This is a genomic window from Streptomyces sp. NEAU-174 (assembly GCF_052665095.1).
Genome location: NZ_JBQTCE010000003.1, coordinates 556114 through 569397, shown reverse-complemented (window position 1 = coordinate 569397; position 13284 = coordinate 556114). Strand labels below are relative to the sequence as shown.

Below are 13284 nucleotides of genomic sequence, written 5' to 3'. Positions count from 1 at the left end.
GCTCGTTGGGCCACCGGCCCCGGGCCGGTGGCGGATGCCCGACATCACCACCCAGCCTAGACACCTCGCCGGTTTCCGGGCTCGGTGCTTCGCTGATCGCCGCCCTGCGGCAGGATGGACGTCACCTGGTACGTATGCGTGCATGCGCTGCGTACTGAAGACAACCGCTGGAGACGCCCGGTGAGTTCCCCAGACCGAGAAGTTCGCGCTGCGCGAAACGATACGGCCCGCACCGCACGACGACCCGTCGTGGCGGTGACCGGTGCCGCCTCGGGCCCAGGTGCCCTGCTCACGCAGCGGCTCGCGGAGTCCGAAGAGGTCAAGCAGGTCCTGGCCATCGACGAGCGCCGCGGTGAGGTGACCGAGGCGCAGTGGCATGTGCTGGACGTCCGCGATCCGGCCATCGCCGAGAAGCTGCGCGGCGCCGACGTGGTGGTCCACCTCGCCGTCGACCTGGATCTGGGCACCGACGCCGCCGCCCGCACCGCCTACAACGTGCGCGGCACCCAGACCGTCCTGACGGCCGCCGCCGCGGCCGGGGTGCGCCGAGTGGTGCTGTGCACCTCGGCGATGGTCTACGGGGCGCTCCCCGACAACGCCGTGCCGCTGGCCGAGGACGCGGAGCTGCGGGCGACCGCCGAGGCCACCGGCGTCGGCGACCTCCTGGAGATCGAGCGGCTCGGGGAGCGCGCGCCCCGGGCGCATCCGGGGCTGAACGTGACCGTGGTGCGCCCTGCGCTCCTGGTCGGCGGCACGGACACCGCGCTCACCCGCTACTTCGAGTCACCGCGGCTGCTGGTCGTCGCCGGATCCCGTCCCACCTGGCAGTTCTGCCATGTGGAGGACTTGGTCGGCGCGCTGGAGTACGCCGCCCTGGAGAAGGTCGAGGGCGAGCTGGCGGTCGGGTGCGAGGGCTGGCTGGAGCAGGAGGAGGTCGAGGAGCTGTCCGGGATCCGGCGCATGGAGCTGCCCTCGGCGGTCGCCCTGGGCGCCGCCTCCCGGCTGCACCGGCTCGGTCTGACGCCGTCCCCGGCGGGCGATCTCGCGTACACGATGCACCCCTGGGCGGTCAGCGGCAGCAGGCTGCACGCGGCGGGCTGGCGGCCCCGCTGGACCAACGAGGAGGTCCTGGCGGAGCTGCTGGAGGAGGTCGCCGGCCGCCATACGGTCGCGGGGCGGCGTCTCGGCCGTAAGGACGCCACGACGCTCGGCGCCGCGGGCGCGACCGTGGCCCTGGTGGGCACCGCGGCGATCGTGCGCCGCGCCCGTAAGGCGCGTCGCCGAGCCTGAGACAAGCGGTCCCCGGAAGGTGGTTTCCGGGATCCGGTAGTCCAGTGGCTCCACAGATTCCCCGAGGGCGGGACGGTACGGCACGATGGACGACATGGCACATTCGTACGATCATCCCGGCGAGCTCGCGGCCGCCCATCCCATCCGGCTGCTCGCCGTCCGTGACACGCCCCTGTCCGTGGACGAGGTGTTCGGGGCGGTGGGGGATGCCGCGGCGGGCGGTACGGCGCTGTTCGTCGGCACCGTGCGCAACCACGACGGAGGCGCGGAGGTCGGCGCCCTCGGCTACTCCGCGCACCCGACCGCCGAGGCCGAGCTGCGCCGGGTGGCCGAGAAGGTCGTGGCCGACTTCCCGGTGCGCGCGCTGGCCGCCGTGCACCGGGTGGGCGATCTGGTGATCGGCGATCTGGCCGTCGTGGTGGCCGTCTCCTGCCCCCACCGCGCGGAGGCGTTCGCGGCCTGCCGCCGGCTGATCGACGATCTCAAGAGCGAGGTCCCGATCTGGAAGCACCAGACGTTCGCGGACGGGACTGAGGAATGGGTGGGCGCGTAGCGGGAATGCGGATGCGCATGGGGCACGGAAGGGTGTACTCCGCTTGCGTAACCCCCACCCTGCCGTAAGCGTTGACCTGGCAGAGGATTAATCTGCTCATCTGTCAGTCGCGGTCCTGAACCGCGATTTTTCAAGGGGTCGGGAGGCTGCTGTGGCCGCGCTTCTCTGGTTGCTGATTCCGTTGTTCGCGGCGATAGGCGCGGCGATATACGCCGGCATAGCCGCCCGAGCCGGTAAACGGAAGTCCGGGGGGGACGTAGCTGAGCTGGCCGGATACGCCCGCTTCCGCGAAGCGATGGAGCGCCGGCCCTCCGATTCGGACGCCGCGGCCTGAGGCCGCCGCCCCGTCCGCGCCGCCCCTCGTACGGACGGCCCCGACGGTGGACTGACGGACGCGTCCCGTACTGTCGTTCCATGCCACGCCGCACTGCGACGATGCTCGCCTCCCTTCTGATGCTGATCGCGCTGCTCTGCGCAGGAGTGCTGATCCCGGTGCCGTATGCGGAGATGTCCCCGGGGCCGACGTACAACACCCTGGGCGAGCACAACGGGGAGTGCGTGCTCCAGATTTCCGGCCGCAAGAGCTGTGAGACCACCGGCGGGCATCTGAACATGACCACGGTCCGGGTCACCGGCTCCGAGTACCGGATGAACCTCGTGGAGGCCGTCTACGGCTGGCTGGCGCACGATGACGTGGTCGTGCCGCACAGCACCCTCTACCCGGACGACAAGACCCCGGACCAGGTGGACCAGCAGAACGCCGAGGAGTTCACCCAGTCCCAGGAGTCCGCCAAGGTCGCGGCGCTGCGGGCGCTGAAGAAGCCGGTCACCGCCCATGTCATCGTCGGCGCGGTCCAGAAGGGCGCCCCGGCCCAGGGCAGGCTGCACGCGGGCGATGTGATCAAGTCGGTGGACGGCACGGCGGTGCGCGAGCCCGATGACGTGGCCAAGCTCGTCACCAAGCACAAGCCGGGCCAGAAGGTGGTCTTCTCGGTCATCCCGGCCAAGAACGTGGCGGCGGCGGAGAAGAGCGGCAAGCAGCCCACCGGCGAGGAGCGCGTCTCGATCACCACCACGAAGGCGGACAAGGGCCCGGCCCGCGCCATCGTGGGCATCCAGGCCGGGGTCGACTACACCTTCCCGTTCCGGATCGACATCAAGCTGGCGGACGTGGGCGGGCCCAGCGCGGGTCTGATGTTCGCGCTGGGGATCGTGGACCGGCTCTCGCCCGGCGATCTCACCGGCGGGAAGTTCATCGCGGGCACCGGGACGATCGACGACAAGGGCACGGTCGGCCCGATCGGCGGCATCGAGATGAAGACGATCGGCGCGCGCGAGGCGGGTGCCCGGTACTTCCTCACGCCCAAGGAGAACTGCGCGGCCGCCGCCAAGGACGTGCCGAGCGGGCTGCGGCTGGTGAAGGTGCACACGATCGACGACGCCCTTACGGCGCTCGAGAAGATCCGTAAGGGGGACACCGCCGGTCTGCCGAAGTGCGCGACGGGCTGAGCGGCGCCCCCGTTCCGGGGTCGGGTCGCTGGAGTCAGTCGGTGGCGAAGGTGGCGGCGAGCGCGTCCGCCAGGCCGGGCACCAGACCGGCCCCGGTGAGCACCTCGGTCGGGGAGTCCTTCTCCCGCAGCCGCAGGGCCGACTCACGCGCGCCCTCCCGCAGCACGGCCACCGTCATCCGGACCTCCTGGCGGTCCGGGTGGTCGGCGACCCACTTGGCCAGCGCCGCGTCGTCCAGGCCCTCGGGCACGGAGCTCTCGGCGGACGGCGGCAGCATCTGCCGCTCCACGGTCAGGGCGCAGCCGGTCACCGCGTCCGGCCAGGCGATGGTGGCGAGGAACTCGTCCAGCGGGGCGCCGGAGGGCAGCTCGTCCTGCTCGATGGGGGTCAGGGAGGCGATCTCCTCGCCGCCCTCGTCAAGGCCGAGCTGAGCGGCGAGGCCGGGCTCCTCGGTGCGCAGCCGGGCGGTGTCGACAAGGGCGAAGAGCCGGGCGGGCTGGTCCCAGCCGAGCCCCGAGGCGTACTCGTCGATTTCGAGTACGGCTCGGGTCAGTGGATTCGAGGTCAGCGGGCCGCTGCCGGGGGTTGCGTTGGACATGGTTCATATCGTGCCCTGTTCGGACCCGGAAACGGGAACTGAGTAAAGCCTGAGTAAGTTGCATCAGGTGGGCCCTGGAGTTCAGGGTTCCTCAATCGACAGCGAACTTCGAGGTGCGCACCTTGGCTTTCCAGATGCCGGACCGCGGCGGAGGCCCGACGGGGCCGCGGGTGAGAGTCGGCCGTCCGTCCCGGCGTGCCAGAACCCTGCTCATGACCTTGGGCGTGCTGGCCGTGCTGGCCATGCTCTTTGTCATGTTTGCCGGATTTTGGACGGATTGGCTCTGGTATCGCTCACTTCATTACTCTTCCGTCTTCAGCACCACCCTGAAGACGAAGATCGGGCTGTTCTTCGTCTTCGGCGTGCTGATGGCCACGGCCGTCGGGATCAACATCTGGCTGGCCCACCGGCTGCGGCCGCCGCTGAGCGCGATGTCCATGGAGCAGCAGAGCCTGGACCGCTACCGGATGGGCATCGCCCCGTTCAAGAAGTGGGTGCTGCTCGCGGTCACCGCCCTGGTGGGGCTGATCGCGGGCGCCTCGGCGGCCGGCCAGTGGCGCATCTGGCTGCTGTGGGTCAACGGGGTGCCGTTCGGCCAGAAGGACCCGCAGTTCCACAAGGACGTGGCCTTCTACGCCTTCGATCTGCCCTGGTACCGCTTCCTGCTGAGCTTCGGCTTCGCGGCCACGGTGCTCTCGCTGATCGCCGCCGCCCTGGTGCACTACCTCTACGGGGGCCTGCGGGTCACCAGCCCCGGCGCCCGCGCGACCGCCGCGGCCACCGGCCATCTGTCGGTGCTGCTGGGTGTCTTCGTGGCGCTCAAGGCGGTGGCGTACTGGCTGGACCGCTACGGCCTCGCGGTGAAGTCCAGCGACTTCAAGGCGACGGGCAACTGGACGGGTCTGCGCTATGTGGACGCCAACGCCTATCTGCCCGCCAAGACGATCCTGTTCTGCATCGCGGCGATCTGCGCGGTGCTCTTCTTCGCCACGCTGTGGCGGCGCACCTGGCAGCTGCCGGTCATCGGCTTCGGGCTGATGGTGCTGTCGGCGATCCTGATCGGCGGGCTCTACCCGGCGATCGTGCAGAAGTTCCAGGTCCAGCCGAACGAGCAGGCCAAGGAGGCGCCGTACATCCAGAAGAACATCGAGGCCACGCGCAAGGCGTACGGCATCGATGACTCCAAGGTGGCGGACTACTCCGGCAAGAACGACAGCGATGGCGGCGGCGACAAGCTCCGTAAGGACGCCAACACGACGGCCAGTTACCGGCTGATCGACCCCAGCGTCATTTCGCCGACCTTCCAGCAGCTCCAGCAGGAGCGCAAGTACTACCAGTTCCCCTCGACGCTCGACGTCGACCGCTACAAGGGCGCCGACGGCAAGGACCAGGACACCGTCGTCGGTGTCCGCGAGCTGAACCTCAACGGCATCCCCAAGCGGAACTGGATCAACGACCACTTCACCTACACCCACGGCTACGGCATGGTGGCGGCGAAGGGCACCACGACCGACCCCAACGCGGACCCGGCGGGCTCGCCGGACTTCACCGAGTCCGGGCTGCCCACCAAGGGCTCCAGCGGCGGCGGTGTCGGCACCTACAAGCAGCAGGTCTACTACGGCGAGAAGACCGACCAGTACTCGATAGTCGGCGGCCCCCAGAAGGAGCTCGACTACGAGAAGAACGGCGAGCGGACCACCAGCTACAAGGGCAAGAGCGGGGTCAGCCTCTCCAACCCGGTCAACCGCGCCGCCTACGCGGTGGCGTTCGGCGAGCCCCAGATCCTCTACTCGGGCGCGATCGGGGACGGTTCGCGGATCCTGTACAACCGCACCCCCAAGGAGCGCGTCGAGAAGGTCGCCCCCTGGCTGACCATCGACGGTGACGCCTATCCGGCCGTGGTCCATGGCCGGATCAAGTGGATCGTGGACGCCTACACCACGACCAACGGCTATCCGTACGCCTCGCGGACGACCCTGGGCGACAGCACGGCCGACTCGCTGAGCGACGGGGACCGCTCGGTGGTCGCGCAGCAGAACAAGGTCAACTACATCCGCAACTCGGTCAAGGCGACCGTGGACGCCTATGACGGCACGGTCAAGCTCTACGAGTGGGACTCCAAGGACCCGGTCCTGAAGACCTGGGAGAAGGCGTTCCCGGGCACGGTCGAGCCCAAGGAGAAGATCAGCGGCGAGCTGATGGAGCATCTGCGGTATCCGCAGGACCTGTTCAAGGTCCAGCGCGAGCTGCTGACCCGCTACCACGTCACTGACCCCACGCAGTTCTACAGCGGCAGTGACGCCTGGCAGGTGCCCGAGGACCCGACCCACAAGGACGGGAACGCGGTGCCGCCGTACTACCTGAGCATGCGGATGCCCGACCAGAAGGGGCAGACGTTCTCGCTGACGACGACCTTCACCCCCAACGGGCGTCCCAACCTGGGGGCGTTCATGTCGATCGACGCGGATGCCAACAGTAAGGACTACGGCACGATAAGACTGCTGAAGGTCACCGCCAACGTGCCCGGTCCACAACAGGTGCAGAGCGAGCTCAACGGTGATCCGGAGGTCGCCGAGTTCGTCCGGAACCTGAGAGGCACCGACTCCGACATCGAGTACGGCAATCTGCTCACCGTGCCACTGGACAACGGCTTCCTCTATATCGAGCCCGTCTACGCACGCGGTGGCAGCGCCAACTACCCGCTGCTGAAGAAGGTCGGCGTCTCCTACGGCAAGGAGACCGTCTTCAAGGACACCCTGGGCGAGGCCCTGGACGCCGTCTTCGGAGAGTCGTCCGAACAGCGGCCACCGGGCGACGGCGGCCAGGAGGAACCGCCGTCGAGTGACAACCCCACGGTGAAGGACGCCCTGAAGGACGCTCAGGAGGCCTATCAGGACGCCCAGGACGCCCTCCAGAAGCAGCCGCAGGACTGGGAGGCGTACGGCAGGGCCCAGGAGGATCTGAAGGACGCGCTGGACCGCGCCGCCAAGGCGGAGGGCAAGGCGGCCGGCGACAAGGGGCAGCAGCAGAACCAGCCACGGAGCCAGAGCGCCGGCGGCGGTTCCGACAAGAAGGGCGGCTGAACCTTGACGACCTGCGAGAACGCCCGGGCGGCCGGCCCCTCGCGCCGTGGTACGGTGGTTCCACCACGGCGCGGGGTGGAGCAGCTCGGTAGCTCGCTGGGCTCATAACCCAGAGGTCGCAGGTTCAAATCCTGTCCCCGCTACTGACACACGAGGCCCGGATCCGCAAGGATCCGGGCCTCGTTGTGTGTTGTATGAGCGTCCACTCGGGGAATGCGGATACAAGCGTTTGGGTTGTCTCTCTGTGGGCATGTCGACAAAACGCTGAAGTGACCTCCTCGGCTGCGGTATACCAGGTGTACGCCGGATGCGGGTGATGCCACGATGGGATTTATGGGGGACAGGGTCAGTCTGTTGGAGACAGGGCGTTTTGCGCACACGCATGACGATGCCGAGGAGGAGACCCGGCACCGTGGTGCCGCCGAGGCCGGTGACACCGCCGCGATGAGCGCACTCGGCGCGCTGCTGCTGCGCCGCGGCGACCTCGACGGCGCCGAACCGCATCTGCGGGGAGCCACCGCGGCGGGCGATCGCGCCGCCGCCAACAACCTCGGCGTTCTGCTGCATCAGCGCGGCTACACCGATGAGGCCGCCGGCTGGTGGCGCATAGCCGCCGTCGCCGGATCTCCCGCAGCGGCGCACGCCCTGGGCCGCCATCATCGCGAGCGGGGCGATGAGCCTGCCGCCGAGTACTGGCTGCGCCAGTCCGCCGAGTCCGGCCACACCCTGGGCGCGTACGCGCTGGGCGATCTGCTGGAGCACCGCAGTGACATCGGGGCCGAGCGCTGGTTCCGTACGGCCGCCGAGCGCGGCCACCGCGAGGCCGCGTACCGCCTCGCCCGCATCCTCGACGACCGTGGCGACGAGGGGGACGAGCCGGCGGCCGAGCGGCGCCGTGGCGCCGACGGGGGCGGCCGGGAGGAGGCCGAGCAGTGGTACCGGCAGGCCGCCGCGCGCGGTCACCGGCGTGCCGCCCTCCACCTCGGCACGCTGCTGGAGAAGCGCGGTGAGACCAAGGAGGCCGGGCGCTGGTACCTGATGTCCGCCAAGGACGGCGAGGCCCGGGCCGCCTGCGCGCTGGGGTTCCTGCTGCGTGACGCGGGCGACACCGACAGCGCCGCCGTCTGGTGGCACCGGGCGGCCCAGGACGGCGACGGCAACGCCGCCAACGCGCTGGGCGCGCTCCACGCCGACCGCGGCGAGACCCAGACCGCCGAGCGCTGGTACCGCGCCGCGCTCGACGCCGGGGACATCAACGGCGCCTACAACCTCGGGCTGCTCTGCGCCGAGCAGGGCCGCACCGCCCAGGCCGAGCAGTGGTACCGCCGCGCCGCCTACGCGGGCCACCGCGAGGCCGCCAACGCGGTCGCCGTGATGCTGCTCCAGCGCGGCGACGCGGCGGGCGCCGAGCCGTGGTTCTCCAAGGCGGCCGAGGCGGGCAGCGTCGACGCCGCGTTCAACCTGGGGATCCTGCACGCGGGCCGGGGCGAGGACCGGGCGGCCCGGCAGTGGTACGAGCGGGCCGCGGCCGCCGGGCACACCGAGGCCGCGTTGCAGGTCGGCCTCGCCCTCCAGCGGGAGGGCGACCTCCAGGCGGCCGAGCGCCATCTGCGCTGCGCCGCGGGCGGCGGCAGCGCCGAGGGCGCCTTCCGGCTGGCCGCGCTGCTGGACCGCTCCTCGGTCGGCGGCGACCCGGCGACCGGTACCGGCTTCGGCAACTCGTCCGGGACCCGCTTCCCGACCCCGCCGCCGGACGACGGCTCCGGGCCGCACGTCCCCGAGTACGAGGAGTGGTACGAGCGCGCCGCGCGCCAGGGCCACCGGCGGGCCCAGGTGCGGGTGGGCATGTTCGCGGCCGCGCGCGGCGATGTGGTCGAGGCCGCGCGCTGGTACCGCACGGCCGCCGAGGCGGGCAGCAGCAACGGCGCCTTCAACCTGGGGCTGCTGCTGGCCCGGGAGGGCAGCGAGCCGGAGGCCGCCCTGTGGTGGACGCGTGCCGCCGAGTCGGGGCACGGCCGGGCCGCGCTGCGGCTCGCGCTGCTCGCGGCCCGCCGCGGGGCGCTCGCCGAGGGGCAGCGGTGGTGCGCGCGGGCGGTCGAGCTGGGGCCCGCGGAGGTCGCCGAGCGCGCGGCCCGACTGCGAGAGGCACTCCAGCAGGAGCTCACGGCGTAGGCGGCGGGACCGGGCTGGGTGCCCCTCCCCGCCCCTTCCCGCAGCGTCGATATGCGGCTCCGCCGCATATCAGGGGCTCCGTCCCTGGACCCCGGTCCTCAAGCGCCGGACGGGCTGACTTCAGCCCGTCCGGTAACCGGTTTGCTCCTGCTGTCCACCCCGGGTTAAGGTTGCTACACAACGACGCGGGGTGGAGCAGCTCGGTAGCTCGCTGGGCTCATAACCCAGAGGTCGCAGGTTCAAATCCTGTCCCCGCTACCATGACGAAAGGCCCGGATCCTCCAGGATCCGGGCCTTTCGTTCGTCACGGCCCCCGGCCCCCCGGCCCGCTCAGGCCGCGCAGTCGGGGCACAGCCCCCGGTACGTCACCTCGACCGCGGAGATCGCGAAGCCGTAGCGCTCCTGCGTGGGCAGGTCGGCGAGCAGGTCGCCGGAGGGGTGGACATCGCGGATCGTGCCGCAGCGCGCGCACACCAGGTGCTGGTGCGCGTGGTGCGCGTTCGGGTCGTAGCGCTTGGCTCTGCCGTCCGTGCTGACCTCGATCACCTCGCCGAGCGTGACGAGCTCGCCGAGGGTGTTGTACACGGTCGCGCGGGAGATCTCGGGCAGTCGCTCGGCCGCCAGCGCGTGGACTTCGTCGGCGGTGTAGTGCACGTGGTCCCCGTCGAGGACCTCGGCGACGACACGCCGCTGCGCCGTCAGCCTCCAGCCGCGTCCCCTGAGCCGTTCCAGCAGGTCACTCATGCCATTCACCTATCAGTCAGATAAGGACAAGGGTAGCAGCGGACGAGTCCTTGACCAGACCGGGTACGAGTCTCAAACGCTTCTTGACTTAGACAATGTCCAATGTAGGATCGTGGCCAGCCCCAGACCAAGGGACAGAATGCGAGTACGCAGGAGGCGCACGTGACGGTCCAGGACAACATCACTGGTCCGCTGACCACGGAGTCCGGGGCTCCGGTGGCGGACAACCAGAACAGCGAGACGGCGGGCGCCGGCGGTCCAGTCCTCATCCAGGACCAGCACCTGATCGAGAAGCTCGCCCACTTCAACCGCGAGCGGATCCCGGAGCGGATCGTGCACGCGCGGGGCGCCGGTGCGTACGGCACCTTCACCGTGACCGCGGATGTGACGAAGTACACCCGCGCCGCGTTCCTCTCCGAGGTCGGCAAGCAGACCGAGACGTTCCTGCGCTTCTCGACGGTCGCCGGCAACCTCGGCTCGGCGGACGCGGTGCGCGACCCGCGCGGTTTCGCGCTGAAGTTCTACACCGAGGACGGCAACTACGACCTGGTCGGGAACAACACCCCGGTGTTCTTCATCAAGGACGCCATCAAGTTCCCCGACTTCATCCACACCCAGAAGCGCGACCCGTACACCGGCTCGCAGGAGGCGGACAACGTCTGGGACTTCTGGGGGCTCTCGCCCGAGGCCACCCACCAAGTGACCTGGCTGTTCGGCGACCGCGGCATCCCCGCCTCGTACCGCCACATGAACGGCTACGGTTCGCACACCTACCAGTGGAACAACGCCGCGGGCGAGGTCTTCTGGGTGAAGTACCACTTCAAGACCGACCAGGGCATCAAGAACCTCACCACCGCCGAGGCGGCCGAGATCGCCGGTCTTGACCCGGACAGCCACCAGCGCGATCTGCGCGAGGCCATCGAGCGGGGCGACTTCCCGACCTGGACCGTGCAGGTGCAGATCATGCCGGCGGCCGACGCGGCGAACTACCGCTTCAACCCGTTCGACCTGACCAAGGTCTGGCCGCACGAGGACTACCCGCCGATCGAGATCGGCAAGCTGGAGCTCAACCGCAACCCGCGGAACATCTTCGCCGAGGTCGAGCAGTCGATCTTCTCGCCCGCCCACTTCGTGCCGGGCATCGGCCCGTCCCCGGACAAGATGCTTCAGGGCCGCCTGTTCGCGTACGGCGACGCCCACCGCTACCGCGTCGGCATCAACGCCGACCACCTGCCGGTGAACCGTCCGCACGCGGCCGAGGCGCGCACATACGGCCGGGACGGCTTCCTGTACGACGGCCGTCACGCGGGCGCCAAGAACTACGAGCCCAACAGCTTCGGCGGCCCGGCCGAGACCGGCCGGGCGCTGTGGCAGCCGTCGCCGGTGTCCGGCCGGACCGGGAACCACGAGGCCCCCTCGCACGCCGAGGACGACGACTTCGTCCAGGCGGGCAACCTCTACCGGCTGATGTCGGACGACGAGAAGGAGCGCCTGATCGAGAATCTGGCGCAGTTCATCGCCAAGGTCTCCCGCGATGACATCGCGCAGCGGGCGATCGAGAACTTCCGCAAGGCGGACGCCGACTACGGCAAGCGGCTGGAGGCCGCGGTCCAGGCCCTGCGCGGCTGACGGACGCTTGCCGTACCAACCGAAGAGGCCGGACGCCGTTGGGCTCCGGCCTCTTCGTGTGCCGGTCGTTCCGGTTGTGCCGGTCGTTCCGGTCGTTCCGGTTGAGCCGGTTGCGCCGGTTCGGGTGCCGGGCGCGGTGGGCCGGGCCCTTACGCCGGTACGGGCTGGGGCGCCGGGGTCCAGCAGCGGATGATGTCGCGTACGGACACCACCCCGACCGGGTCGCCCGCGTCGAGGACGACCAGATGGCGGAAGCCGCCCTGGGACATCGCGCGGGCCGCGTCGTCCAGCGTCCACCCGGGGGCGGCGAAGACGACGTCGGCGGTGGTGTGGTCGTGTGCGGTCTCCTGGTCGGGGTCCTGGCCCGCCCCCAGGGAGTTGAGGATGTCGCGCTCGGTAAGGATCCCCAGGCCGCTGGTGTCGGGATCGAGCACGATGGCCGATCCCACCCGGCGGGCCGACATCAGCCGGGCGGCCTGGCGGAGCGTATGCGCGGGGCCGATGGTGAGGACCACCGAGCTCATGGCGTCACGGACGTGCATGGGCATGGATGGAGCCACCTCCTTGGTGAATCCCAGATCTCATTAGAGAAAGGATTCACAAGTTCACAAGGTCTGGAATTCTCATGTTCACATGCCTCGGTGAGTCCAACAAGGGCGCGCGGAAGCCGATCTGCCACGAAGCGCGCCCCGCGCTCCGGTTCACACTCCGGTCAGCCCGGAAGGCCCCTCAGGCCCGCAGGTAGTCCAGCATCACCCCGTGCAGCAGCCCATTGGACGCCGCCGCGTCGCCGCTGTTCGGGCCCGGTACGCCGTCGAGTCCGGTGAAGCGGCCGCCCGCCTCCTGGACGATCACCGCGTTGGCCGCCATGTCCCACAGCGACAATTCCGGTTCGGCGCAGATGTCCACCGAGCCCTCGGCCACCATCATGTACGGCCAGAAGTCGCCGTAGCCGCGGGTGCGCCAGCAGGCGCGGGTCAGATCGAGGAAGCCGTTCAGCCTGCCGCGCTCCTCCCAGCCGCTGAGCGAGGAGTACGCGAACGAGGCGTCGGAGAGGTTGCTCACCTTCGAGACCGCGAGCCGGCTCGCGGAGGACAGGCTGCGCCCGGTGTACGCCCCGAGCCCCTCGGCGGCCCACCAGCGCCGTCCCAGCGCCGGTGCGGAGACCACGCCGACCACCGGCCGGTCGCCGCCCTCACCGCGCTCCATGAGGGCGATCAGGGTGGCCCAGACCGGGACCCCGCGTACGTAGTTCTTGGTGCCGTCGATCGGGTCGACCACCCAGCGCCGCGGACCGCTGCCCTCGCTGCCGAACTCCTCGCCGAGCACCGCGTCGCGCGGCCGGGCGCGCTGGAGCGAGGTGCGGATCAGCTCCTCGGCCGCCTTGTCGGCCTCGCTCACCGGCGTCATATCGGGTTTTGTCTCGACCTTGAGGTCGAGCGCCTTGAACCGCTCCATCGTGGTCGCGTCGGCGGTGTCGGCGAGAACGTGGGCGAGACGCAGGTCATCGTGGTAGTCGGGCATGGCCGAACAGTATCGACAGGAAAAGACGCGGAGCCACACGACTCCACAACGGCCAGGGGACTTCGGCTGGACGGCCCGCTCGCGCGGGGCTCTTGGGGGGCTCTTGGCGGGGCTCTCGGCGGGGCGCTTGCGCGGGGCTCTTGACTTCATCTGGCGGCCCGTCAATTCTGTCGGGCACATGC

General features: G+C 70.1%; 11 protein-coding genes and 2 tRNA genes. 9 read left to right on the top strand and 4 right to left on the bottom strand.

Features of this window, described 5'->3' with window-relative positions:
• Positions 1-180: 180 nt before the first annotated feature.
• The 4 genes from ACT2CW_RS11920 to ACT2CW_RS11905 all read left to right on the top strand — a co-directional run bounded on the left by ACT2CW_RS11920 (position 181) and on the right by ACT2CW_RS11905 (position 3352).
• A complete protein-coding gene (locus tag ACT2CW_RS11920) occupies positions 181-1290 on the top strand; it encodes an NAD-dependent epimerase/dehydratase family protein (RefSeq protein WP_086886330.1) in 1110 nt (369 codons plus the stop codon).
• Positions 1291-1375: 85 nt separating this feature from the next.
• Positions 1376-1843: a molybdenum cofactor biosynthesis protein MoaE gene (locus ACT2CW_RS11915; protein WP_037952335.1), complete on the top strand. Its 468-nt coding sequence runs from the start codon at positions 1376-1378 to the stop codon at positions 1841-1843.
• A 151-nt stretch (positions 1844-1994) separates the two neighbouring features.
• Positions 1995-2177: a hypothetical protein gene (locus ACT2CW_RS11910; RefSeq protein ID WP_020868566.1), complete on the top strand. Its 183-nt coding sequence runs from the start codon at positions 1995-1997 to the stop codon at positions 2175-2177.
• A gap of 80 nt (positions 2178-2257) precedes the next feature.
• Positions 2258-3352, top strand: coding sequence for a YlbL family protein (locus tag ACT2CW_RS11905; RefSeq protein ID WP_164434762.1), 1095 nt, complete (start codon positions 2258-2260; stop codon positions 3350-3352).
• A 34-nt stretch (positions 3353-3386) separates the two neighbouring features.
• Here the strand turns inward: ACT2CW_RS11905 and ACT2CW_RS11900 are convergent, their stop codons facing one another.
• Positions 3387-3950 carry a PPA1309 family protein gene (locus ACT2CW_RS11900; RefSeq protein WP_182467090.1) on the bottom strand — a complete coding sequence of 188 codons (564 nt, stop codon included), beginning with the start codon at positions 3948-3950 and terminating at the stop codon, positions 3387-3389.
• Between the two features lie 134 nt (positions 3951-4084).
• Between ACT2CW_RS11900 and ACT2CW_RS11895 the strand changes: the two genes are divergently transcribed.
• The 4 genes from ACT2CW_RS11895 (at position 4085) to ACT2CW_RS11880 (ending at position 9466) form a co-directional block, all read left to right on the top strand.
• Entirely contained in the window at positions 4085-7033 is a 2949-nt protein-coding gene (locus ACT2CW_RS11895; protein ID WP_445516670.1) for a UPF0182 family membrane protein, read from the top strand.
• A gap of 69 nt (positions 7034-7102) precedes the next feature.
• Positions 7103-7176 (top strand) — tRNA-Met (locus ACT2CW_RS11890).
• 181 nt (positions 7177-7357) lie between these two features.
• Complete coding sequence (locus ACT2CW_RS11885; protein ID WP_445516501.1) at positions 7358-9205, top strand: tetratricopeptide repeat protein; 1848 nt, start codon at positions 7358-7360, stop codon at positions 9203-9205.
• 184 nt (positions 9206-9389) lie between these two features.
• Positions 9390-9466 (top strand) — tRNA-Met (locus ACT2CW_RS11880).
• Between the two features lie 69 nt (positions 9467-9535).
• On the opposite strand, the gene ACT2CW_RS11875 is transcribed toward ACT2CW_RS11880, so the two are convergent.
• Complete coding sequence (locus tag ACT2CW_RS11875) at positions 9536-9949, bottom strand: Fur family transcriptional regulator (protein WP_137979451.1); 414 nt, start codon at positions 9947-9949, stop codon at positions 9536-9538.
• A gap of 162 nt (positions 9950-10111) precedes the next feature.
• On the opposite strand from ACT2CW_RS11875, the gene ACT2CW_RS11870 reads away from it, so the two are divergent.
• Complete coding sequence (locus ACT2CW_RS11870; RefSeq protein WP_445516500.1) at positions 10112-11578, top strand: catalase; 1467 nt, start codon at positions 10112-10114, stop codon at positions 11576-11578.
• A 149-nt stretch (positions 11579-11727) separates the two neighbouring features.
• Here the strand turns inward: ACT2CW_RS11870 and ACT2CW_RS11865 are convergent, their stop codons facing one another.
• Together ACT2CW_RS11865 and hisN are read right to left on the bottom strand one after the other, a co-directional pair.
• Complete coding sequence (locus ACT2CW_RS11865; RefSeq protein ID WP_445516669.1) at positions 11728-12120, bottom strand: CBS domain-containing protein; 393 nt, start codon at positions 12118-12120, stop codon at positions 11728-11730.
• 187 nt (positions 12121-12307) lie between these two features.
• Positions 12308-13102 (bottom strand): histidinol-phosphatase, encoded by a 795-nt coding sequence (gene hisN, locus ACT2CW_RS11860; protein ID WP_164434756.1) that lies wholly within the window; start codon positions 13100-13102, stop codon positions 12308-12310.
• Between the last annotated feature and the right edge of the window lie 182 nt (positions 13103-13284).

Coding starts and splice junctions, on each gene's coding strand:
- ACT2CW_RS11915 (WP_037952335.1), top strand. CDS start 1,376: ATGGACGACATGGCACATTCGTACGATCATCCCGGCGAGCTCGCGGCC.
- ACT2CW_RS11905 (WP_164434762.1), top strand. CDS start 2,258: ATGCCACGCCGCACTGCGACGATGCTCGCCTCCCTTCTGATGCTGATC.
- ACT2CW_RS11900 (WP_182467090.1), bottom strand. CDS start 3,950: ATGTCCAACGCAACCCCCGGCAGCGGCCCGCTGACCTCGAATCCACTG.
- ACT2CW_RS11895 (WP_445516670.1), top strand. CDS start 4,085: ATGCCGGACCGCGGCGGAGGCCCGACGGGGCCGCGGGTGAGAGTCGGC.
- ACT2CW_RS11885 (WP_445516501.1), top strand. CDS start 7,358: ATGGGATTTATGGGGGACAGGGTCAGTCTGTTGGAGACAGGGCGTTTT.
- ACT2CW_RS11875 (WP_137979451.1), bottom strand. CDS start 9,949: ATGAGTGACCTGCTGGAACGGCTCAGGGGACGCGGCTGGAGGCTGACG.
- ACT2CW_RS11865 (WP_445516669.1), bottom strand. CDS start 12,120: ATGCACGTCCGTGACGCCATGAGCTCGGTGGTCCTCACCATCGGCCCC.
- hisN (WP_164434756.1), bottom strand. CDS start 13,102: ATGCCCGACTACCACGATGACCTGCGTCTCGCCCACGTTCTCGCCGAC.